General features: G+C 72.4%; 18 protein-coding genes and 1 pseudogene. 12 read left to right on the forward strand and 7 right to left on the reverse strand.

The features are described from left to right. Positions 1 to 162: 162 nt before the first annotated feature. From KHP12_RS30010 to KHP12_RS30020, 3 genes are all read right to left on the reverse strand, one after another. A complete protein-coding gene (locus KHP12_RS30010) occupies positions 163 to 1083 on the reverse strand; it encodes a DUF389 domain-containing protein (RefSeq protein WP_211833920.1) in 921 nt (306 codons plus the stop codon). A gap of 13 nt (positions 1084 to 1096) precedes the next feature. Then, a complete protein-coding gene (coaA, locus tag KHP12_RS30015) occupies positions 1097 to 2074 on the reverse strand; it encodes a type I pantothenate kinase (protein WP_086884559.1) in 978 nt (325 codons plus the stop codon). Positions 2075 to 2189: 115 nt separating this feature from the next. Beyond that, on the reverse strand, positions 2190 to 3041 hold the full coding sequence (locus KHP12_RS30020; RefSeq protein WP_211833921.1) for an SCO4651 family lipoprotein: 852 nt from the start codon (positions 3039 to 3041) through the stop codon (positions 2190 to 2192). 143 nt (positions 3042 to 3184) lie between these two features. Here KHP12_RS30020 and glmS point away from each other — a divergent pair, with 143 nt between their 5' ends. Together glmS and KHP12_RS30030 are read left to right on the forward strand one after the other, a co-directional pair. Next, positions 3185 to 5032, forward strand: coding sequence for a glutamine--fructose-6-phosphate transaminase (isomerizing) (glmS, locus tag KHP12_RS30025; RefSeq protein WP_037952936.1), 1848 nt, complete (start codon positions 3185 to 3187; stop codon positions 5030 to 5032). A gap of 37 nt (positions 5033 to 5069) precedes the next feature. Then, entirely contained in the window at positions 5070 to 5438 is a 369-nt protein-coding gene (locus KHP12_RS30030; RefSeq protein WP_211833922.1) for a holo-ACP synthase, read from the forward strand. Between the two features lie 372 nt (positions 5439 to 5810). Here KHP12_RS30030 and KHP12_RS30035 read toward each other — a convergent pair whose 3' ends face one another. Further along, complete coding sequence (locus KHP12_RS30035; protein ID WP_211833923.1) at positions 5811 to 6176, reverse strand: hypothetical protein; 366 nt, start codon at positions 6174 to 6176, stop codon at positions 5811 to 5813. Between the two features lie 384 nt (positions 6177 to 6560). Beyond that, positions 6561 to 6869 carry a hypothetical protein gene (locus KHP12_RS30040; RefSeq protein WP_211833924.1) on the reverse strand — a complete coding sequence of 103 codons (309 nt, stop codon included), beginning with the start codon at positions 6867 to 6869 and terminating at the stop codon, positions 6561 to 6563. Between the two features lie 268 nt (positions 6870 to 7137). On the opposite strand from KHP12_RS30040, the gene KHP12_RS30045 reads away from it, so the two are divergent. Both KHP12_RS30045 and KHP12_RS30050 read left to right on the forward strand, forming a co-directional pair. After that, entirely contained in the window at positions 7138 to 8403 is a 1266-nt protein-coding gene (locus tag KHP12_RS30045; protein ID WP_211833925.1) for an NsdA family TPR-like regulatory protein, read from the forward strand. Continuing rightward, positions 8400 to 8966, forward strand: a complete 567-nt coding sequence (locus KHP12_RS30050) for a GNAT family N-acetyltransferase (RefSeq protein ID WP_211833926.1) — start codon at positions 8400 to 8402, stop codon at positions 8964 to 8966. The genes KHP12_RS30045 and KHP12_RS30050 overlap by 4 nt, the downstream gene beginning before the upstream one ends. Positions 8967 to 9228: 262 nt before the next feature. Here the strand turns inward: KHP12_RS30050 and KHP12_RS30055 are convergent, their stop codons facing one another. Continuing rightward, positions 9229 to 10695: an NAD(P)H-hydrate dehydratase gene (locus KHP12_RS30055; protein ID WP_086880433.1), complete on the reverse strand. Its 1467-nt coding sequence runs from the start codon at positions 10693 to 10695 to the stop codon at positions 9229 to 9231. A 105-nt stretch (positions 10696 to 10800) separates the two neighbouring features. On the opposite strand from KHP12_RS30055, the gene alr reads away from it, so the two are divergent. The 4 genes from alr (at position 10801) to KHP12_RS30075 (ending at position 14290) form a co-directional block, all read left to right on the forward strand. Then, positions 10801 to 11955, forward strand: coding sequence for an alanine racemase (gene alr, locus KHP12_RS30060; RefSeq protein WP_086880432.1), 1155 nt, complete (start codon positions 10801 to 10803; stop codon positions 11953 to 11955). 2 nt (positions 11956 to 11957) lie between these two features. After that, positions 11958 to 13181 carry an alpha/beta fold hydrolase gene (locus KHP12_RS30065; RefSeq protein WP_037952949.1) on the forward strand — a complete coding sequence of 408 codons (1224 nt, stop codon included), beginning with the start codon at positions 11958 to 11960 and terminating at the stop codon, positions 13179 to 13181. 200 nt (positions 13182 to 13381) lie between these two features. Next, the gene (gene tsaE, locus KHP12_RS30070) at positions 13382 to 13900 is read left to right on the forward strand and encodes a tRNA (adenosine(37)-N6)-threonylcarbamoyltransferase complex ATPase subunit type 1 TsaE (protein WP_198281454.1); all 519 of its coding nucleotides are present in this window, start codon (positions 13382 to 13384) and stop codon (positions 13898 to 13900) included. Positions 13901 to 14095: 195 nt separating this feature from the next. Continuing rightward, a complete protein-coding gene (locus tag KHP12_RS30075) occupies positions 14096 to 14290 on the forward strand; it encodes a hypothetical protein (RefSeq protein ID WP_210609680.1) in 195 nt (64 codons plus the stop codon). A gap of 139 nt (positions 14291 to 14429) precedes the next feature. Here KHP12_RS30075 and KHP12_RS30080 read toward each other — a convergent pair whose 3' ends face one another. After that, the gene (locus KHP12_RS30080; RefSeq protein WP_086885181.1) at positions 14430 to 14969 is read right to left on the reverse strand and encodes a hypothetical protein; all 540 of its coding nucleotides are present in this window, start codon (positions 14967 to 14969) and stop codon (positions 14430 to 14432) included. Positions 14970 to 15170: 201 nt separating this feature from the next. Between KHP12_RS30080 and tsaB the strand changes: the two genes are divergently transcribed. From tsaB to KHP12_RS30100, 4 genes and pseudogenes are all read left to right on the forward strand, one after another. Next, positions 15171 to 15839 carry a tRNA (adenosine(37)-N6)-threonylcarbamoyltransferase complex dimerization subunit type 1 TsaB gene (gene tsaB, locus KHP12_RS30085; protein WP_037952959.1) on the forward strand — a complete coding sequence of 223 codons (669 nt, stop codon included), beginning with the start codon at positions 15171 to 15173 and terminating at the stop codon, positions 15837 to 15839. A 32-nt stretch (positions 15840 to 15871) separates the two neighbouring features. Next, positions 15872 to 16330, forward strand: a pseudogene (rimI, locus tag KHP12_RS51410) (ribosomal protein S18-alanine N-acetyltransferase); the annotation flags it as partial. A gap of 235 nt (positions 16331 to 16565) precedes the next feature. Continuing rightward, a complete protein-coding gene (gene tsaD, locus KHP12_RS30095; RefSeq protein ID WP_037952962.1) occupies positions 16566 to 17666 on the forward strand; it encodes a tRNA (adenosine(37)-N6)-threonylcarbamoyltransferase complex transferase subunit TsaD in 1101 nt (366 codons plus the stop codon). Continuing rightward, positions 17663 to 17926, forward strand: a complete 264-nt coding sequence (locus KHP12_RS30100) for a hypothetical protein (RefSeq protein ID WP_037952964.1) — start codon at positions 17663 to 17665, stop codon at positions 17924 to 17926. The genes tsaD and KHP12_RS30100 overlap by 4 nt, the downstream gene beginning before the upstream one ends. Positions 17927 to 18647: the final 721 nt, after the last annotated feature.

Raw genomic sequence — 18647 nt, forward strand, 5'->3', positions numbered from 1 at the left:
AGATTGAGGAGCGGGGTCCAGGGGCGGAGCCCCGGCGGGGGTCCGGGGGCGGAGCCCCCGAAACGGGGTCTGGGGCGGAGCCCCAGCGGGGGCCGGGGCCGGGCCCCGCCACGCGGCGGAGCCGCATATCGACGCCGCGGGGAAGGGGCGGGGTGGGGGAACCTACCCCCGCCGCCCCCACAACGCCTTCTGCGCCAGCAGCGTCAACGTCCCCGCCACCACGATCCCCACCAGATTCAGCAGCAGCTGCTCCGTCGAGCCCCACATCTGGTCGATCTCCCCGTACCCGAGCGCCACCGCCGCGTTGGCCGCCGCCGGCACCGTGGTCACCGAGATCGCCACGCCCACCAGCGCGCCGGACTTCGCCGAGGTCAGCGACAGCGTTCCGGCGATCCCCGCGAGCACGGCGACCACGAACGAGAACATGTCCGGCTTCCAGATGAAGTCCGTGTTCGGCCGGGCACGCTCCAGCATGTCCTTGCCGAAGAGGCCCACCGCGTCCATCGCGATGCTGAAGCCGGTGGTCAGCGCCATCGCCGCCGCGAACCCGACCAGCAGCGCGATCGCCGAGCGGGCGGCCAGCCGCGGCGCGCGCCGCACCAGCGCGGTGCACACCCCGGCCAGCGGTCCGAACTCGGGGCCGACCGCCATCGCACCGACGATCAGGATCGCGTTGTCCAGCACCACACCGCATGCCGCGATCATCGTCGCGATGACGAGGAAGGCGAGATAGGTCACCGAGAGGGTGGACTCCTCGTGGGTGGCGTCCGCCAGGTGCTCCCACAGGACCGCGTCCGCGCCCTCGCCGGGCGCCTCCTCCTCCGCCTTGTCGGCGCGCTTGGAGAGCGACAGGTCGATGTTCTCCACCGCGATCGAACCGGCCTCGTCAAGACCCAGCGCACGCAGGTCGCCCAGCAGGGCGTCCCCGGCCTCGCGCGCCACGTCGCACATGACGACGTCCCCCGCGGGGTTGCGGGCGGCGCCCGGCAGCACCACCAGATGGGTGGTGCCGACCGTCTTCTCGATCGTGCGCACCACGTCCTCGGTGCGGTCGGCGGGGACGATCAGCCTCACGTGCAGCATGGCCCGGCGCTCCTCACAGCTTGCGCAGGGACAGCCGCTGCACCTTGTGATCCGGCCCCTTGCGGAGCACAAGCGTGGCCCGCCCCCGCGTGGGCTGCACATTCTGCTTCAGGTTGGGCTTGTTGATGGTCCGCCAGATCATCCGCCCGTAGTCCAGCGCCTCCTCCTCCGAGACCTGGGTGTACTTGCGGAAGTACGAGGACGGGTCCTGGAAGGCCGTCTCCCGCAGCTTCTTGAAGCGGCCCAGGTACCAGCGCTCGATGTCCTCGGTCCGGGCGTCCACGTACACGCTGAAGTCGAAGAAGTCCGCGAGCCCGACCCGGGTCAGCCCGTCCTTGCCCGGCAGCGCGGGCTGGAGCACATTGAGCCCCTCGACGATGAGGATGTCGGGGCGGTGCACGGTCAGCCGCTCGTCCGGCACGATGTCGTAGATCAGGTGGGAGTAGACCGGCGCCGACACCTCCGCCCGGCCCGCCTTCACATCGGCGACGAAGCGGGTCAGCGACCTGCGGTCGTAGCTCTCGGGGAACCCCTTGCGGGACATCAGCCCACGGCGCCGCAGCTCGTCGTTGGGGTACAGAAAGCCGTCGGTGGTGATCAGCTCCACCCGCGGATGCTCGGGCCAGCGGGCCAGCAGCGCCTGGAGCAGCCGCGCGGTGGTCGACTTGCCGACCGCGACGCTTCCCGCCACGCCGATCACGAACGGCGTACCGGGCTGGGCCCCGTTGCCCCGCTTGGTGTCGCCCAGGAAGGTGTTGAGCGCGCCGCGCAGATTGCCGGTGGCGGCGACGTAGAGGTTGAGCAGCCGGGACAGCGGCAGATAGACATCCCGCACCTCATCGAGGTCGATGACGTCGCCGAGTCCCCGCAGCTTCTCGACCTCTTCGGCGGTCAGCGGCAGCGGCGTCTTGTCCCGCAGCGCACTCCACTCGGCACGGGACAGGTCCACATACGGAGTCGCCTCGCCGCCCCGCCGCTGCGGGCCGCGCACGGTGCGCGCATCGCGCGCGGTTGACGTGATCACCCTCTCATTGTCATGGCAGGGACCGGCCGAGTGAGCGGTGTCCCGGCGTGGGGTCGGTCACCCCGGGCCGGGGCCGGGGATGTCACCCGGGGAGCACGCCGGAGACGGAGTCGGTCGGGGTGGTCCTGGACACGGCCGGGACCCGCACCTTCACGGGCTTGCCGAAGTCGGTCAGGTTCATGGTGACGGTGACGTACCCCGTGTGCTGTGCGGCCGACAGCTCGACCCGGGCCGGCCGTCCCTTCTCGTCCACCCAGACCATCGCGGACGCGGGCAGTCCGCCGCCCATCGCCTTCCGGGCCGTTTCGAGCTTCTTACGGCTCTCGTCCGCCATGCTGAGGGTGAGCGTCCGGTAGTCGAGCGTGCCCCGGTAGAGGTGCACCGGACGGCCGTCGATCGTGGTCGTGCCCCGGTCCGACACGTCGCGGATGGCCGATGCCTGGCGCAGGACGTGTTCGGGGTCGTTCAGCGGGGCTCGCAGCAGGGAGTGGGCCCTGGCCTTGTCGCGGTCGATGACCGCCCAGTGGCCCTTGGGAACGGTCCGGGTGAGATAGACCTTGCCCCCGCTGAAGACCTCGTCCATGTGGTCGACCGCGCCGCCCGGGAAGTCGACCGACAGCTTGCCCTTGTCGGCGGCCAGGTCGAATGGGCCCGCTAAGGAGAGGGTGGACTCCTCACCCCCACCGCCGCGGGTCACGACGGTCTCGTCGATCCGGGCGCTGGTGGCGCGGGCCTTCGCCACGGCGGCGCGGACGATGTCGACGGGTCTGCCGTCCGTGCTCTTCGTGGCGGACGCTTTCGCCCCGGCCTTTCCGCTCGATTTCTCGGCGACGCGGGCCTTCTCGCTCGAACCCGATTCGCTCGAACCCGATTCGCTCGAACCCGATGAGCAGCCGGTGCCGAGCGCGAGAAGCAGCACAGCGGTGGACGACATGGTGATACGGCGCACGATCCCCCCAGGAAAGTGAAAGTGAAAGGGCGGCCCCCCGGCCGCTCGTGCGCATTATTCACGGCATGAGAGGGGCCTGTGCGTGGCCGGTGGTCGGTCTGCCACCCCCGGGGTCGTACGCTGCGTCCATGTGCGGAATCGTTGGTTATGTGGGAGGGCAGTCGGCCCTCGATGTGGTCCTTGCCGGGCTCAAGCGGCTGGAGTACCGCGGCTATGACTCGGCGGGCGTCGCCGTGCTGGCCGACGGTGGGCTGGCGGCGGCCAAGAAGGCGGGCAAGCTGGGCAACCTGGAGAAGGAGCTGGCCGACCGCCCGCTGCCCACCGGGGGCACCGGCATCGGCCACACCCGCTGGGCCACCCACGGCGGGCCGACCGACGCCAACGCCCATCCGCACCTGGACAACGCGGGCCGGGTCTCCGTCGTCCACAACGGCATCATCGAGAACTTCGCCGCGCTCCGCGCCGAGCTGGCCGAGCGCGGCCATGAGCTGGCCTCCGAGACCGACACCGAGGTCGTGGCGCATCTGCTCGCCGAGTCGTTCTCGTCCTGTGGCGACCTCGCCGAGGCGATGCGGCAGGTGTGCCGCCGGCTGGAGGGCGCGTTCACGCTGGTCGCGGTGCACGCGGACGCGCCCGATGTGGTGGTCGGGGCGCGCCGTAACTCGCCGCTGGTCGTCGGCGTCGGCGAGGAGGAGGCGTTCCTCGCCTCCGATGTGGCCGCCTTCATCGCCCACACCCGCGAGGCCATCGAGCTGGGCCAGGACCAGGTCGTGGAGGCCCGCCGGGACGGTGTGACCGTCACCGACTTCGAGGGGGCGCCGGCCGAGGTCCGCCCGTACCACGTGGACTGGGACGCCTCCGCCGCCGAGAAGGGCGGCTACGACTACTTCATGCTCAAGGAGATCGCCGAGCAGCCGAAGGCCGTCGCGGACACCCTGCTCGGCCGGATCGACCTGGCCGGGAACCTCTGCCTGGACGAGGTGCGCATCCCGGCCTCGGTGCTGCGCGAGGTCAGCAAGGTCGTGATCGTGGCGTGCGGCACCGCGTACCACGCGGGCATGATCGCGAAATACGCCATCGAGCACTGGACCCGGATCCCCTGCGAGACGGAGCTGGCCAGCGAGTTCCGCTACCGCGACCCCATCCTGGACCAGCGGACGCTGGTGATCGCCATCTCGCAGTCCGGCGAGACCATGGACACCCTGATGGCGCTGCGGCACGCCCGTGAGCAGGGCGCGAAGGTGCTGGCCATCTGCAATACGAACGGCTCCACGATTCCGCGCGAGTCGGACGCGGTGCTCTACACCCACGCCGGTCCCGAGGTGGCCGTCGCCTCCACCAAGGCGTTCCTCACCCAGCTGGTGGCCTGCTACCTGGTGGCGTTGTACCTGGGCCAGGTGCGCGGCACCAAGTGGGGCGACGAGATCCTCTCCGTGATCCGCGAGCTGTCGGAGATCGCCACCCAGGTGGAAGAGGTCCTGGAGACCATGGAGCCGGTACGGGAGCTGGCCCGCACCCTGGCCGACAAGAACACCGTGCTCTTCCTGGGGCGGCACGTCGGCTACCCGGTCGCCCTGGAGGGCGCGCTCAAGCTCAAGGAGCTCGCGTACATGCACGCGGAGGGCTTCGCGGCGGGCGAGCTCAAGCACGGGCCGATCGCGCTGATCGAGCAGGATGTGCCGGTCGTGGTGGTCGTGCCGTCGCCGCGCGGGCGTTCCGTCCTCCACGACAAGATCGTCTCCAATATCCAGGAGATCCGGGCCCGGGGCGCCCGCACCATCGTGATCGCCGAGCGCGGCGACGAGACGGTGGCCCCGTACGCCGACCACCTCATCGAGATCCCCGCCACGCCCACGCTGCTCCAGCCGCTGGTCGCGACCGTGCCGCTCCAGGTCTTCGCATGCGAGCTGGCGACGGCGCGCGGCAACGAGGTCGACCAGCCGAGGAACCTGGCCAAGTCGGTGACGGTCGAGTGAGCCGTCGGGCCGGTCGAGTGCCTCGTCGAGCGACGCCGTGATCATCGGCGTCGGCATCGACGTCGCCGAGATCGACCGCTTCGACGACGCGCTCCGGCGCACCCCAGGGTTGGCGGACCGCCTGTTCGTCGAGCGCGAGCTGTGGCTGCCGAGCGGGGAGCGCCGCGGCATGGCCTCCTTGGCCGCCCGCTTCGCGGCCAAGGAGGCGCTGGCCAAGTCCCTGGGCGCCCCCGGCGGCCTCCGCTGGACCGACGCCGAAATCCTCACCGAGCCGACCGGCCGCCCCCGCCTCTCGGTCCGCGGCACGGTCGCGGTGTGCGCGCAGCGGCTGGGGGTGCGGGGCCTGCATGTCTCGCTGAGCCATGACGCGGGGGTGGCGTCGGCGGTCGTGATCGCGGAGGGGTGAGCGCGGGTGCGGGTGCGGGGGCTCCGCCCCCACGCCCCCGCCGGGGCTCCGCCCCGGACCCGCGCGGTCGCTCCGGTGACGGGTGTGGTGCGGGTGCGTGGGTGGTGCGCCTGCTGTGCGTGGTGGGTGCCGGGGGCGGGGCCTCCGGTGCGGCGTCCTGGACCGTATATTTACGGCGCCGTTAGCCGGGAACGTTGGGCGGGCCGGAGATTGGCGCCACAAATACACGTAAGCGTCCAGGACACCACCCCTCCGACCCCACCCCCTCCCGCCTCGTCGGCGGCTACCCGCCGGTGGGCCCGGCCCGTCCGATAGGGTGCGCCCGCCAGGGCCGTTCCACGACAAGGGCAAGCCGCCGAGGCCTGACGCCGGTCAGTCGGCGTCCTTCTCGATCGCCTCGAAGATGTCCGCGTCCGTCTCCTGCTGCCAGCCGGGAAGATCCGGCCAGTCGGCGACGTACCCGGGCTTCGGGTCCTCGAAGTGCCGGTACATCTGCGCGGTCCAGCACGTAGCGACGAAGCGCCCCTTCTGCTCCCGTGCAAGTCGCCCGGCGTGCCCTTCGCTCACCTCCAGGAACTGCCTCACCTGCTCGTACACCGCCCCAGCAGCCGCCCGCTCCCACTCCGGGGTCTCCTCCCAGGGGGTCACATACCCCGGCTTGGGCTCCCCGGGAAAGTGCCGCCGCACGCCCGCGATCCACGCCTCCCGGAACAGCCGGGCACCCTCGGTCCGTGACATCCCTGCCCCTTTCGTCAGTTCACGCTCAGTGCCTTGATCTCGGCATCCAACTCGGCAACCCGCACATCGCGAGCGAGGGAGCCGAAGTCCGTACGCAGGGCCTGGAGTCCACGAGCGACGTAACCGAGGGTGACCTCACTGGTCCTGCGGCGCGGGTTGCTTGTGCGGGTGTGTGGTGGTTGCTGTGGTGCGCCCGCTGTGCGTGGTGGGTGCCGGGGGCGGGGCCTCCGGGGCGGCGCCCTGGACCGCACATTTACGGCGCCGACGGACGATGATCGTTGGGTTGGCCGGAGATTGGCGCCACAAATATGCGTGAGCGTCCAGGACACCACCCCTCCGACCCCACCCCCTCCCGCCTCGTCGGCGGCTACCCGCCGGTGGGCGTCATGACTCGTCCTGGTCGCCGTCCTCGTCGTGGAGTCGTCTGCCTCTGCTCTCGGCCACCCGCAGCACATCGCGCAGTGCCTCACAGAGCCGGTTTGCGAGGAAACGGAGCTCTCTCGCGTCTGCCTTGCGGTCACCCAGCAGGGCTCGGGCGTGGCCGAGGAGCTCCGTCCCCATGGACAGCTGGAGTGCCTCGATCTGGTCCGCACGTCGGTTCAGGGAACTGTCGTCGCTGTCCGATGCCAGATAGCACGGCCTGCCCTCCGGGTCGGACCAGGGCAATAAGCGAAGGCCGGTCATCGTGTTCATCCGGCGGCCTCCCGGAGAGAGGCGAGAACCGCTCTCACCCATTCGAGGGCATTGGCCATAAAGTGGTTCATGTTCATCAGCTCCTGTCAGCTGGTGGGCCGCGCCCCCGGACGTCCCGCAACGTCGCGGGGGTCTTGCGTAAGTCCACCGCTTCGGCGGGTGCCATGGGCCATTGATGACCGGACTTTTGGGCGGACGTTTCCGTCTATGCCGGGCGGGCGAAATCGCTACGGTGAGGGGGACGGTTCGCGAGTGGTGGGGGATGCGGATGGCAGGCACAACGCTGGCATCGCTGCGCTGCGCGGCGGGATATACGCAGGTGACCTTCGTCGCGGCCTTCGCCCGCGAGGCCGCCCGCCTGGGCATCGACGCCTCGGTGAGCGTCCGCCATCTCCGGCGGTGGGAGAGCGAGTCGCCGCCGCCATTACCGCACCCGAGCCAACAGGCCGTGTTGGAGGCGATGTTCGGCCTTCCGCTCGCCGAGATGGGATTCGACGTCCCGTCGCACCGCTATTCGACGGTCGAGAGGATCGGCGACGATGGAGAGGTGAATCGTCGAGCGTTTGTCACGGGGTCGGGTGTCATCGCGGCGGTGGCCCTCTCGCACCAGCAAGGTCCGCGTGTCGGTGCTAGCGAGGTGGCGGCGTTCCGCGCACGGCTGGCCGATCTTTACACCGTCGACCACCGGTCGGGCGGAATTCCCGCGAAGGCGCGTGCCACGCAGCTGGAGCAGGAGATCACGCGCGTGCTCAACAGCAGCGTCTACATGAGCAGAGTGGGCCGTGACCTTCACACCATGCTCTGTGAACTCGCTTGTCACCGCGCCTGGTTCGGATACGACGGTGGGCCTCCTGAACAGGCTCGCGCCGCCTGCATGGAGGCGATGACGGCGGCACAGCTCATCGACGAGCCCCTATTGCAGGTTCGCGCGCTCAATACGCTTTCCCTGCTCTCCGCCGATACAGGCCGCATGTGGGAGGCGACATCGGCTGTCGAGAACGCGTACAGCCTCGCCCGCCGGGCAGGCGCGGGTGCCACGGTGCATTTGGTGATCTCATTGCGCGAGGCCAGCGCGGCGACGCATGCCGGCGACTCGGCTAGTGCAGGCCGCGCGCTGAGCCGAGCCGTTTCCTACCAGGGACGTACGGACACGGACACGGACGTACCGAGGTGGGCGCGGTTCGCTGGTCCTGTCGAGGTGGATTACGCGACGGCTGCCTACTACACCGGGAGAGGACAGCTCACGCGGGCCGTCCCGTTCCTGCGCTCGGCGGTTGCCGGTCTCGGTGGTGGCTATACCCGCAACACCGCCTGGTACCGGGCCCGACTCGCGCAGACGCTGTTCGACACGAACGAAGTGGAGGAGGCGTGCCACGAGATGATGGGCGTACTCGACGCTTGTAACGGGGTGTCCTCGGAGAAGTTGCGTCGTCGCCTGCATGCATTCGAGCGGATCGCCGTGCGCGCCGATGTTCCCGCTGCGCGAGACACCGTGGAGCGCATCCGCGAGACAACGAGAGGAGGCAGCCGATGACGACGCCAGAGACGATCACGATTGAGCACATGGATGGTGCCGCTGCGGCGCGGGCCGAGGACGCGTTCACTCTGGTCTATGCCGAGGCGTTCGCCGAACCGCCATACGACAAGACTTCGGACTCGATCGACGCGAACTTCCGGCGGTTCCGCTCGCAGGTCCGGAAGAAGACCTTCTCAGCCGCCCTCGCCCGCACAGGCGACGGTGAGCCGGTCGGCATCGCCTACGGCTATCCGCTGAGCCCGAGCACCGGCTGGTGGGACCGGCTCACCACACCGGTCAGCGACGAGCTGCGCCGTGAGGACGGACATCGGACGTTCGGCCTGATGGAGCTCGCCGTACGGGCTCCGTGGCGCCGTCTGGGGGTGGCGCGCCGCATGCATGAAGCGGTGCTCACCGACACGACAGCCGAGCGCGTGCTGCTCAACGCGCGGCCGGACGTCGAGGCCGCGCAGGCCGCGTACCGGTCGTGGGGGTACCGCAAGGTGGGGGAGGCCCACCCGTGGGAGGGCGCGGTGCTGCATGACGTGATGGTGCTCGACCTACGCGGATCGGGCGGATAGCCGCGGGACGGCGGGAGGGGGTGGGGTCGGAGGGGTGGTGTCCTGGACGCTCACGCATATTTGTGGCGCCAATCTCCGGCCAACCCAACGATCATCGTCCGTCGGCGCCGTAAATGTGCGGTCCAGGGCGCCGCCCCGGAGGCCCCGCCCCCGGCACCCACCACGCACAGCAGGCGCACCACCCACGGGCCCGCACGGCACCCGCACCGGCACCACCCACGCACCCGGCGCACCACCCAAGCACCCGCACCCAGCGGACACCTCAGGCCAGCACGTCCCGCCACGTGTCCGTCAGCGCCGTCGACACGTCGTACGCCGCGATGGGTGCGCCGTGCGGGGCCGTGGCGCGGCGGGCGGCCAGGCCGTGGAGGTAGGCGCCCACCGAGGCGGCGTCGCGGGCGGGGAGGCCCGTGGCGAGCAGGGAGCCGATCAGGCCGGACAGCACATCGCCGCTGCCCGCCGTGGCCAGCCAGCCGACGCCGGTGAGGTTGACGCGTACCGGCTGGTGCTCGGCGGCGATCAGCGTGGTCGACCCCTTCAGCAGTACGGTCGCGCCGTAGCGCTCGGACAGCGCCCGAACGGCGGCCAGTCGGCCCGCCTCGACCTCCGCACGGCTCACGCCGAGCAGCGCCGCCGCCTCGCCCGCATGCGGGGTGAGGACCGTGGCCGCTTCACGTTTACGCAGGTCACCGCCGGCGGGCAGCAGGTGGAGCCCATCGGCGTCGACCAGGACCGGGACGTCGGAGGCGAGGACGTCCTCCAGGGAGTGCCGGGCCGCCGCGCCGTCGCCGAGGCCGGGGCCGACGACCCACGACTGGACCCGGCCCGCCTTGGCCGGGGGCCCGGAGTGGACGAGGGTCTCGGGGAAGCGCGCGATGACCGTGTCGGCCGCGGGGCCGACGTAGCGGACCGCCCCCGCACCGCCCCGCAGCGCGCCCGAGACCGCCAGCACGGCCGCGCCCGGGTAGCGGGCGGAGCCCGCGACGACGCCCACCACGCCCCGCCGGTACTTGTCGCTCTCCGCCGACGGCCGGGGCAGCATCGCCGCCACGTCCTCGTGTTGCAGCGCCTCCACGTCGGGGTCGGCCGGGAGGTGGGCGTCCAGCCCGATGTCGACCAGCCGCAGGGCGCCCGCGTGGGTGCGGGCGGGGTCGATGAGCAGCCCCGGCTTGTACGCGCCGAAGGTGATCGTGGCGTCCGCGCGCACGGCGGAGCCGCGCACCTCGCCCGTGTCGGCGTCTACGCCGCTCGGCAGGTCCACGGCGACGACGATCCCGCGCACCGCCCGGACCAGCCGCTCCGCGTCGGGCCGCAGCCCGCCCTTGCCGCCGATGCCGACGATGCCGTCGACGACGAGATCGGCGCGGGCCACGGCCGCCTCGGCGGCACCGTTCGCCTCGCTTCCGCCGCCAACGGCGGTGACCACCCGTCCGCCCGCCGCCCGCAAAGCGGCGAGCCCGCCCTCGTGCGCCCGGTCGGGGTTGAGCAGCACCGCCGTGACGCCCGCGCCGCGGCGGGCCAGTCGGGCGCCCGCGTAGAGCGCGTCGCCGCCGTTGTCGCCGCTGCCGACGAGCAGGGCCACCCGGGAGCCGTACACCCGGCCCAGCAGATCGGCGCACGCGGCCGCGAGCCCCGCCGCCGCGCGCTGCATGAGCGCTCCTTCGGGCAGCCGCGCCATCAGTTCGCGCTCGGCGGCCCGTACGGTCTCGACGCTGTAGGCAATCCTCATGCCCATAGTCTCCCGAACACAGGGCACTCCTTGCGTGGAAGCGAGGCACTCCGTGCGGAGAAGCACACACTCCGGTCGGGGGATCGGCCTGAGAGACTGACGGAGATGGACGAGACACCGATGCGCGCCCGGGCCGTGGTCGATCTGGCCGCCCTACGGGCCAACGTGAGGGCGCTGCGCGCCGCGGCACCCACGGCCGAGCTGATGACCGTGGTCAAGTCGGACGCCTATGGCCACGGCATGGTCCCGTGCGCGCGGGCCGCCCGCGCGGCGGGCGCGGACTGGCTGGGCGTGGCCACGCCGGAGGAGGCGTTCGCGCTGCGGGCGGCGGGGGACACGGGCCGGCTGATGTGCTGGCTGTGGACGCCCGGCGGCCCCTGGCGGCAGGCCATCGAGGCGGACATCGACGTCTCGGCCAGCGGGCTGTGGGCGCTGCGCGAGGTCGTCGCCGCGGCCCGTGCGTGCGGCCGTACCGCGCGGCTGCACCTGAAGGGGGACACCGGGCTCGGCCGCAACGGCTGCCAGCCCGCCGACTGGCCCGCCCTGGTCGCCGAGGCCCGCGCCGCCGAGGCGGAAGGGGCCATTCGGGTGACGGGGGTATGGTCCCACTTCGCCTGCGCGGACGAGCCGGGCCATCCGTCCATCGCCGCCCAGCTGTCGGTCTTCCGCGAGATGATCGCGCACGCCGAACAGGCGGGACTGCGGCCGGAGGTGCGTCACATCGCCAACTCACCGGCGACCCTGACCCTGCCCGAGTCGCACTTCGACCTCGTCCGGACCGGCATCTCCACCTATGGCATCTGCCCGAGCCCCGAACTCGGCACGTCCGCCGACTTCGGGCTGCGCCCGGTGATGACGCTCTCCGCCGCGCTCGCCTCCGTGAAGCGGGTGCCGGGCGGTCACGGCGTCTCCTACGGGCACCGCTATGTGACCCCCGGCGAGACGACCCTCGCGCTGGTGCCCGTCGGCTACGGGGACGGCATCCCGCGCCATGCCTCGGGCACCGGCCCGGTGCTGGTCGCGGGAAAGTGGCGGACCATCGCGGGCACGGTCGCCATGGACCAGTTCGTTGTGGATCTGGGCGGCGACACCGCCGCCCCGGGGGACGAGGCGGTGCTGTTCGGTCCGGGGGACCGGGGCGAGCCGACCGTCGAGGACTGGGCGCGGGCCGTGGGCTCGATCAGCTACGAGATCGTGACCAGGATCTCGGCCCGTATTCCCCGCGTTTATGTAGGTGAGGACGGGGGCACAGGGATCTGACCATGGGCGACGAGACCACGGCCGTCAGCACGGCAGAGATGGCGACACGAGTCGCGGCGGGGGCCACAGCCGTGAGCTGGCGCCGGGGCGCCGGATTCGCGGGTGCCGCGATCGGCGTGCTCGCGGCGGGGGCGGCGGCGGGTGTCGCGCTCGAGCGGCTGACGGTCGGCCGCGGCGTACGGCGCAAGGCGCGGCTCGCCCTGGACGCCGAGGGCCCGTACGGCACGCTGCGCGGCACCCCGGGGACGGCGGTCGCCGAGGACGGCACCGAGCTCTACTACGAGGTCGAGGAGGTGCGGGAGAACGCCGCCGCGCCCTCGCCCCGGCGCAAGCGGCGGTTCGGGCGCCGCGCCCCGACCCCCGTCACCATGATCTTCAGCCATGGTTACTGCCTCGCCCAGGACTCCTGGCACTTCCAGCGCTCCGCGCTGCGCGAGGTGGTCCGCACCGTCTACTGGGACCAGCGCTGTCACGGCCGCTCGGCGCGCGGCTGCGCCCAGGCGGACGGCGAGGCGATCAGCATCGACCAGCTCGGCCGCGATCTGAAGGCGGTGATCGACGCGACGGCGCCCGAGGGGCCGCTGGTGCTGGTCGGCCACTCCATGGGCGGCATGACGATGATGGCGCTGGCCGCGCAGTACCCCGACCTGATCCGCGAGCGCGTGATCGGCGCGGCCTTCATCGGCACCTCGGCCGGCCGTCTTGGCGAGGTCAGCTTCGGCCTCCCGGTGGTCGGGGTGAACGCGGTGCGGCGGGTGCTGCCCGGGCTGCTGAAGGCGCTGGGCTGGCAGGCCGACCTGGTGGAACGGGGGCGGCGGGCGACCGCGGACTTGTTCGCGGGGCTGATCAAGCGCTATTCGTTCGGCTCGAAGGACGTGGACCCGGGGGTCGCGCGGTTCGCCGAGCGGCTGATCGAGGCCACGCCGATCGATGTGGTCGCGGAGTTCTACCCGGCGTTCATCGCCCACGACAAGGCGGCCGCGCTGCCGCACTTCGACGGGTTGCCGGTGCTGGTCCTCGCGGGCGACAAGGACCTCATCACCCCGATGGAACACAGCGAGGCGATCGCGGAGCTGCTTCCGGGCGCGGAGCTGGTGATCCTCGAGGAGGCCGGGCACCTGGTGATCCTCGAGCACCCGGAGGTGGTCAACGGCCACCTGACGGAGTTGCTCTCGCGGTCGGTGGACGGGGTCGGCGACCGGGCGCGGCGCGGTGTGACGGGCTGACGAGCGGTACCGCTGCCCGGGGCTCGCTGCACGGGGCCTGTTGCCCGGGCCGCTCCGGGGCTCCCTGCCCGGGCCGCTCCGGGGGTCAGGGCGGGGGAGTTCCGGGGTCCGGCCGGGCCGGACCGGGGTCAGGGCGGGGCGTTCGGGGTGGCCGCACGCCGGTCCGCGGCGGGCTTTTCGGGCCCGTACCATCGGCGAGTATGGACGTAGGCACGCGCATCACCGTCACCTCTCCCGACCAGATGCGGGACCTGGGCCGCAGACTCGCCAAGCTGCTGCGCCCCGGCGATCTGGTGCTGCTCACCGGTGAACTCGGCGCGGGCAAGACGACCCTGACGCGGGGCCTCGGCGAGGGCCTCGGCGTCCGGGGCGCCGTCACCTCGCCCACCTTCGTGATCGCCCGGGTGCACCCCTCGCTGGGCGACGGCCCGCCCCTGGTCCATGTCGACGCCTACCGGCTGAACGGCGGCCTCGACGAGATGGAGGACCTGGACCTCGATGTCTCCCTGCCGGATTCGGTGGTGGCCGTGGAGTGGGGCGAGGGCAAGGTCGAGGGGCTGGCGGAGGACCGGCTGCATGTGGTGATCCAGCGGACGGTGGGCAGCGACATGGCCGTCACGGACACGATGGCCGCCGACGTGGACGACGTACGGGACGTGGTGGTGACGGGCGTGGGTACCCGCTGGGCGGGGGAGGACCTGGCGTCGCTCGCGGGGTAGTGCCAGAGCCGCCCGGTCAACCGGTCAAACGGTCAAGCCGCAGGTAGAGCTCGCGTGCAGATGCCGCGTAGTTTCCGACAAGCCGTCGGCATGCTGTTGCATTCCGGGCATCACCCGTGGTCACATGGTGGGAGAAAGCGTGGGTTAGGTCTGCCTAACTCGGCTCGACTGCCCCAGGACCCTCAGGAGGCATCCATGTCGGCCCACGACCCTGTGGCCGGGACCGGCGCCGCGCGCGACGACCGGTCACCGTCGATGTCGGAGCTCCTGGCGGCGTGTGCGGCGGCGAGCGCGGTCTCGACGCCTCCGCAGCCGGCCGAGGAGGCGACCGAGGAGACCCCGGCGTCCGTCGAGCCGGAGGCGGACGACGAGGAGCGGGACGCCGCGTAGCCGCGCACGGCTACGTGATCTGGCTACGTGATCCGGCTACGTGATCCGGCTACGTCGTCCGGTTGCGTCGTCCGGCTACGTTCCAGGTCCGACCCGGGCCGGAACCGACCCGGGCCAGGTCCCACCCGGGCCGAGTCCGCTAGGGGACGACGACCACCTTCATGTTCGGCTGCGCGAACTCCCACATCGCCGTACCGTCCGCCCGGCTCTCCCGGACGGCCCCGGTCCGCTTGCGCGCGTTCGGGTCCGGCATCGACCCGTCCACCGCCGCGCTGAAACCGAACACGACCCCCCCTTCCGAGTGGAAGACGACGACGTGCTCGACCTGCACTCCGTCCGAGCCGACCCCGCCCTTGTTGCGCGAGGTCACCGTGTAGGTCCCCGGGTCGGGGCTGGCCGGGCTGGGGCCCACCTCGAAGGTGCGGTCGGCCTTGCCGTCGGCGCCGACCAGCCAGACCCGCTTGTCGCCGAGGGCGTAGACGACCCGTACGCCGGTGCCGGAGCGGGCCGGGAGGGCGGTGGACTTCTTCTTCGACCCCGCGTCGTCCTTGTCCTTCTTCTTGGACTCGGCGGAGTGCGACCCGGGCCGGGCCTGGGTCGGATGGTCGGGCGCGGTCGCGGCGGCCTGGTAACCGAGGAACCCGACGACGCCCAGCGCGGCGGCGGTGAGTACGGCCACAGCTGGCCCGGTACTGCTCCTTGGCACGGCGGCTTCCCTCTCCTGCGGTCAGTACGTGCTGACGGCCCGTACACAGTTACGGTGACGGTAGCACCGGCGCCCGCCGCCCGGCCGCGCTCCGGCCGTCCGGTCACCGGGCTGTTCCACCGTCGCTACGAAAGTACGAAAGAACGACCTCCCGGCGCGCCGTAGGCTGTTCTCGTGCTGTTGCTCGCTCTTGATACCGCCACCCCCGCCGTGACCGTCGCCCTGCACGACGGCTCCGCGGTGATCGCCGAATCCGCCGACGTGGACGCCCGCCGCCACGGTGAGCTGTTGCTGCCCGCCGTCCACCGGACGCTGAAAGCGGCGGGCACCGAACTGGGCGCGGTGACGGAGATCGTCGTCGGCGCGGGCCCCGGCCCGTACACCGGACTGCGCGTGGGCCTGGTGACCGCGGCCACCTTCGGGTCGGCCCTCGGCGTCCCCGTCCACGGGCTGTGCACGCTGGACGGGATCGCGTACGCCGCCGGGCAGGCCGGTCTGGAGGGCCCCTTCGTCGTGGCCACGGACGCGCGGCGCAAGGAGGTCTACTGGGCGCGTTACGACGACGCCCGCACCCGCGTCACCGAGCCCGCCGTCGACCACCCCGCCGATCTCGCCGAGCGGGTGGCCGGGCTGCCCGCGGTCGGCGCGGGCGCGCTGCTCTACCCGGCGGCCTTCGCCGACGTACCGCCCGGGATGCCGGAGTACCAGTCGGCCGGGGCGCTCGCCTCGCTCGCCGCCGAGAAGCTGGCGCGCGGCGAGGAGCTGCCGCCGCCCCGGCCGCTGTATCTGCGCCGCCCCGACGCGAAGGTGCCCGCCAACTACAAGGTGGTCACCCCGAAGTGACCGGCACCGGCACGACCGTGACCCTGCGCGAGATGCGCTGGTGGGACCTGGAGCGGGTGATGGAGCTCGAGGAGGAGCTGTTCCCCGAGGACGCCTGGTCGCGGGGGATGTTCTGGTCCGAGCTCGCGCATGCCCGGGGCCGGGGCGCCACCCGTCACTATGTGGTGGCGGAGGAGGGGACCCGGCTGGCCGGGTACGCCGGGCTCGCGGTCGTCGACCGCACCGGCGACGTCCAGACCATCGCCGCCGCCCGCGACCACTGGGGCACCGGCCTCGGCGCCCGCCTCCTCACCGACCTCCTTACGGCCGCCACCGCCTTCGGGTGCCGTGAGGTGCTGCTGGAGGTGCGGGTGGACAACGCCCGCGCGCAGCGGCTGTACGAGCGCTTCGGCTTCGAGCCCATCGGCATACGCAAGGGCTACTACCAGCCCGGCAATGTGGACGCCCTGGTCATGCGGCTGGCCGACCCGGCGACGGCGAGCGCGGCGACGGCGAACACCGGCGCGATCGCGAACGGCGAGCCCGGCGAGCCCGGCGCGTCCGCTACGACCACAGCGTCTGCCACGACCACAGCGTCGGCCGCGACCACAGCGTCGGCCGCGACCACAGCGTCGGCCGCGACCACAGCGTCCACCGCGCACACGGCCGACCCCGCCAACCCCGCTGACCCCGCGAACCCCGCGCACCCCGCGCACCCCGCGACCTCAGTACAAGGAACCGAGACCCATGGCTGACGAACCCCTCGTCCTCGGCATCGAGACCTCCTGCGACGAGACCGGCGTCGGCATCGTCCGCGGCCACACCCTCCTCGCCGACGCCGTCGCCTCCAGCGTGGACGAGCACGCCCGCTTCGGCGGCGTCGTCCCCGAGGTCGCCAGCCGCGCCCATCTGGAGGCGATGGTCCCCACGATCCAGCGCGCCCTGAAGGAGGCCGGGGTCGCCGCCTCCGACCTCGACGGCATCGCCGTCACCGCGGGCCCCGGGCTCGCGGGCGCGCTGCTGGTCGGCGTCTCGGCCGCCAAGGCGTACGCCTACGCGCTCGGCAAGCCGCTCTACGGCGTCAACCACCTCGCCTCCCACATCTGCGTCGACCAGCTGGAGCACGGTCCGCTGCCCGAGCCGACGATGGCGCTGCTGGTGAGCGGCGGCCACTCCTCGCTGCTCCTCGCGCCCGACATCACCGCCGACGTCCGCCCGCTGGGCTCGACCATCGACGACGCGGCGGGCGAGGCGTTCGACAAGATCGCCCGGGTGCTGAACCTGGGTTTCCCGGGCGGCCCCGTCATCGACCGCATCGCCCGCGAGGGCGACCCGGACGCGATCGCCTTCCCGCGCGGGCTGACCGGTCCGCGGGACGCCGCGTACGACTTCTCCTTCTCCGGGCTGAAGACCGCCGTCGCCCGCTGGATCGAGGCGAAGCGGGCGGCGGGCGAGGAGGTCCCGATCGCCGATGTCTCGGCTTCCTTCCAGGAGGCGGTCGTGGACGTGCTGACCCGCAAGGCCGTCCGCGCCTGCAAGGACGAGGGCGTGGAGCACCTGATGATCGGCGGCGGCGTCGCCGCCAACTCCCGGCTGCGGGCGATGGCCGAACGCCGCTGCGAGGACGCGGGCCTCACCCTGCGGGTACCGCGGCCGAAGCTGTGCACGGACAACGGGGCGATGGTCGCGGCGCTCGGCGCGGAGATGGTGGCGCGGGGGCGGTCGGCCTCGGCGTGGGACCTGTCGGCCGACTCGTCCCTCCCGGTGACGGACCCGCATGTCCCGGCGCCCGCCGGGCACACCCACGACCATGTGCACGAGCTGAGCCGGAAGAACCTGTACGCATGACGGTCGCGTTGATGTGGGAAGCCCGGGCCGTGGCCGGAAAGGGCGAGGAACTCCTGACCTGGGCTCGGCACCAGCCCCTCGACCCGCCCCCGCTCCGCCGCGAAACCTTCCGTGCCCCCGAGGACCGCGTCCTCGTCATCACCTGGTGGGACGGCGCCTACGACACGCAGGGCCTGCCGGAGCTCCCCGAGCCGGGGGAGGACTTGGTACGGCGGGCGGTGCACCGCTGGCGCTTCGAGGCGGTAGCGGACGGGGGCTAGGGGATGCCCGGCGCATCGTGCCGCCTGCGGCGAGCTTCTCCCCTCCCCGCCCCTTCCCGACACCTGTCGATATGCGGCTCCGCCGCGTGGGGGCTCCGCCCTGGATCCCGGGCCGGGGCTCTGCCTCAGGCCTTGGGGCAGGGCTCCGCGCCAGGCCTTGGGCCGGCATTCCGCCTCAGGCCTTGGGCTGGGGCTCGGCTCCAGGCATTGGACCGGGACTCTGCCTCAGACCCCGAAGCCGGGACTCTGCCTCAGACGCCGAGGCCGAGGTTCTGCCTCAGGCCCCGAGGCATGGACTCTGCCTCAGGCCCCGAGGCTGGGGCTCCGCGCCAGGCCCCGAGGCATGGACTCTGCCTCAGGCCCCGAGGCTGGGGCTCCGCGCCAGGCCCCGGGCCGGGACTCTGCCTCAGGCCCCGAGGCTGGGGCTCCGCCTCAGGCCCCGAGGCATGGACTCTGCCTCAGGCCCCGAGGCCGGGGCTCCGCCTCAGGCCCCGAGGCATGGACTCTGCCTCAGGCCCCGAGGCCGGGGCTCCGCGCCAGGCCCCGGGCCGGGACTCTGCCTCAGGCCCCGAGGCCGGGGCTCCGCGCCAGGCCCCGGGCCGGGACTCCGCCTTAGCCCCCGGGGTCCAGGGGCGGAGCCCCTGTCACGCGGCGGAGCCGCGAATCGATGCTGCGGGGAGGGGGGAAGCCGCGATATGCGGCTCCGCCGCGTGGTCCGGCG

The sequence above is a fragment of the Streptomyces asiaticus genome (assembly GCF_018138715.1).
In the GTDB taxonomy this organism is placed as follows: Bacteria; Actinomycetota; Actinomycetes; order Streptomycetales; family Streptomycetaceae; genus Streptomyces; species Streptomyces asiaticus.

Excerpts from the sequence above, each read along its gene's own strand:
- KHP12_RS30010 (WP_211833920.1), bottom strand. The coding sequence starts at position 1,083 with ATGCTGCACGTGAGGCTGATCGTCCCCGCCGACCGCACCGAGGACGTG.
- KHP12_RS30020 (WP_211833921.1), bottom strand. The coding sequence starts at position 3,041 with ATGTCGTCCACCGCTGTGCTGCTTCTCGCGCTCGGCACCGGCTGCTCA.
- glmS (WP_037952936.1), top strand. The coding sequence starts at position 3,185 with ATGTGCGGAATCGTTGGTTATGTGGGAGGGCAGTCGGCCCTCGATGTG.
- KHP12_RS30035 (WP_211833923.1), bottom strand. The coding sequence starts at position 6,176 with ATGTCACGGACCGAGGGTGCCCGGCTGTTCCGGGAGGCGTGGATCGCG.
- KHP12_RS30040 (WP_211833924.1), bottom strand. The coding sequence starts at position 6,869 with ATGAACACGATGACCGGCCTTCGCTTATTGCCCTGGTCCGACCCGGAG.
- KHP12_RS30045 (WP_211833925.1), top strand. The coding sequence starts at position 7,138 with ATGGCAGGCACAACGCTGGCATCGCTGCGCTGCGCGGCGGGATATACG.
- KHP12_RS30050 (WP_211833926.1), top strand. The coding sequence starts at position 8,400 with ATGACGACGCCAGAGACGATCACGATTGAGCACATGGATGGTGCCGCT.
- KHP12_RS30055 (WP_086880433.1), bottom strand. The coding sequence starts at position 10,695 with ATGAGGATTGCCTACAGCGTCGAGACCGTACGGGCCGCCGAGCGCGAA.
- alr (WP_086880432.1), top strand. The coding sequence starts at position 10,801 with ATGGACGAGACACCGATGCGCGCCCGGGCCGTGGTCGATCTGGCCGCC.
- KHP12_RS30065 (WP_037952949.1), top strand. The coding sequence starts at position 11,958 with ATGGGCGACGAGACCACGGCCGTCAGCACGGCAGAGATGGCGACACGA.
- tsaE (WP_198281454.1), top strand. The coding sequence starts at position 13,382 with ATGGACGTAGGCACGCGCATCACCGTCACCTCTCCCGACCAGATGCGG.
- KHP12_RS30075 (WP_210609680.1), top strand. The coding sequence starts at position 14,096 with ATGTCGGCCCACGACCCTGTGGCCGGGACCGGCGCCGCGCGCGACGAC.
- tsaD (WP_037952962.1), top strand. The coding sequence starts at position 16,566 with ATGGCTGACGAACCCCTCGTCCTCGGCATCGAGACCTCCTGCGACGAG.
- KHP12_RS30100 (WP_037952964.1), top strand. The coding sequence starts at position 17,663 with ATGACGGTCGCGTTGATGTGGGAAGCCCGGGCCGTGGCCGGAAAGGGC.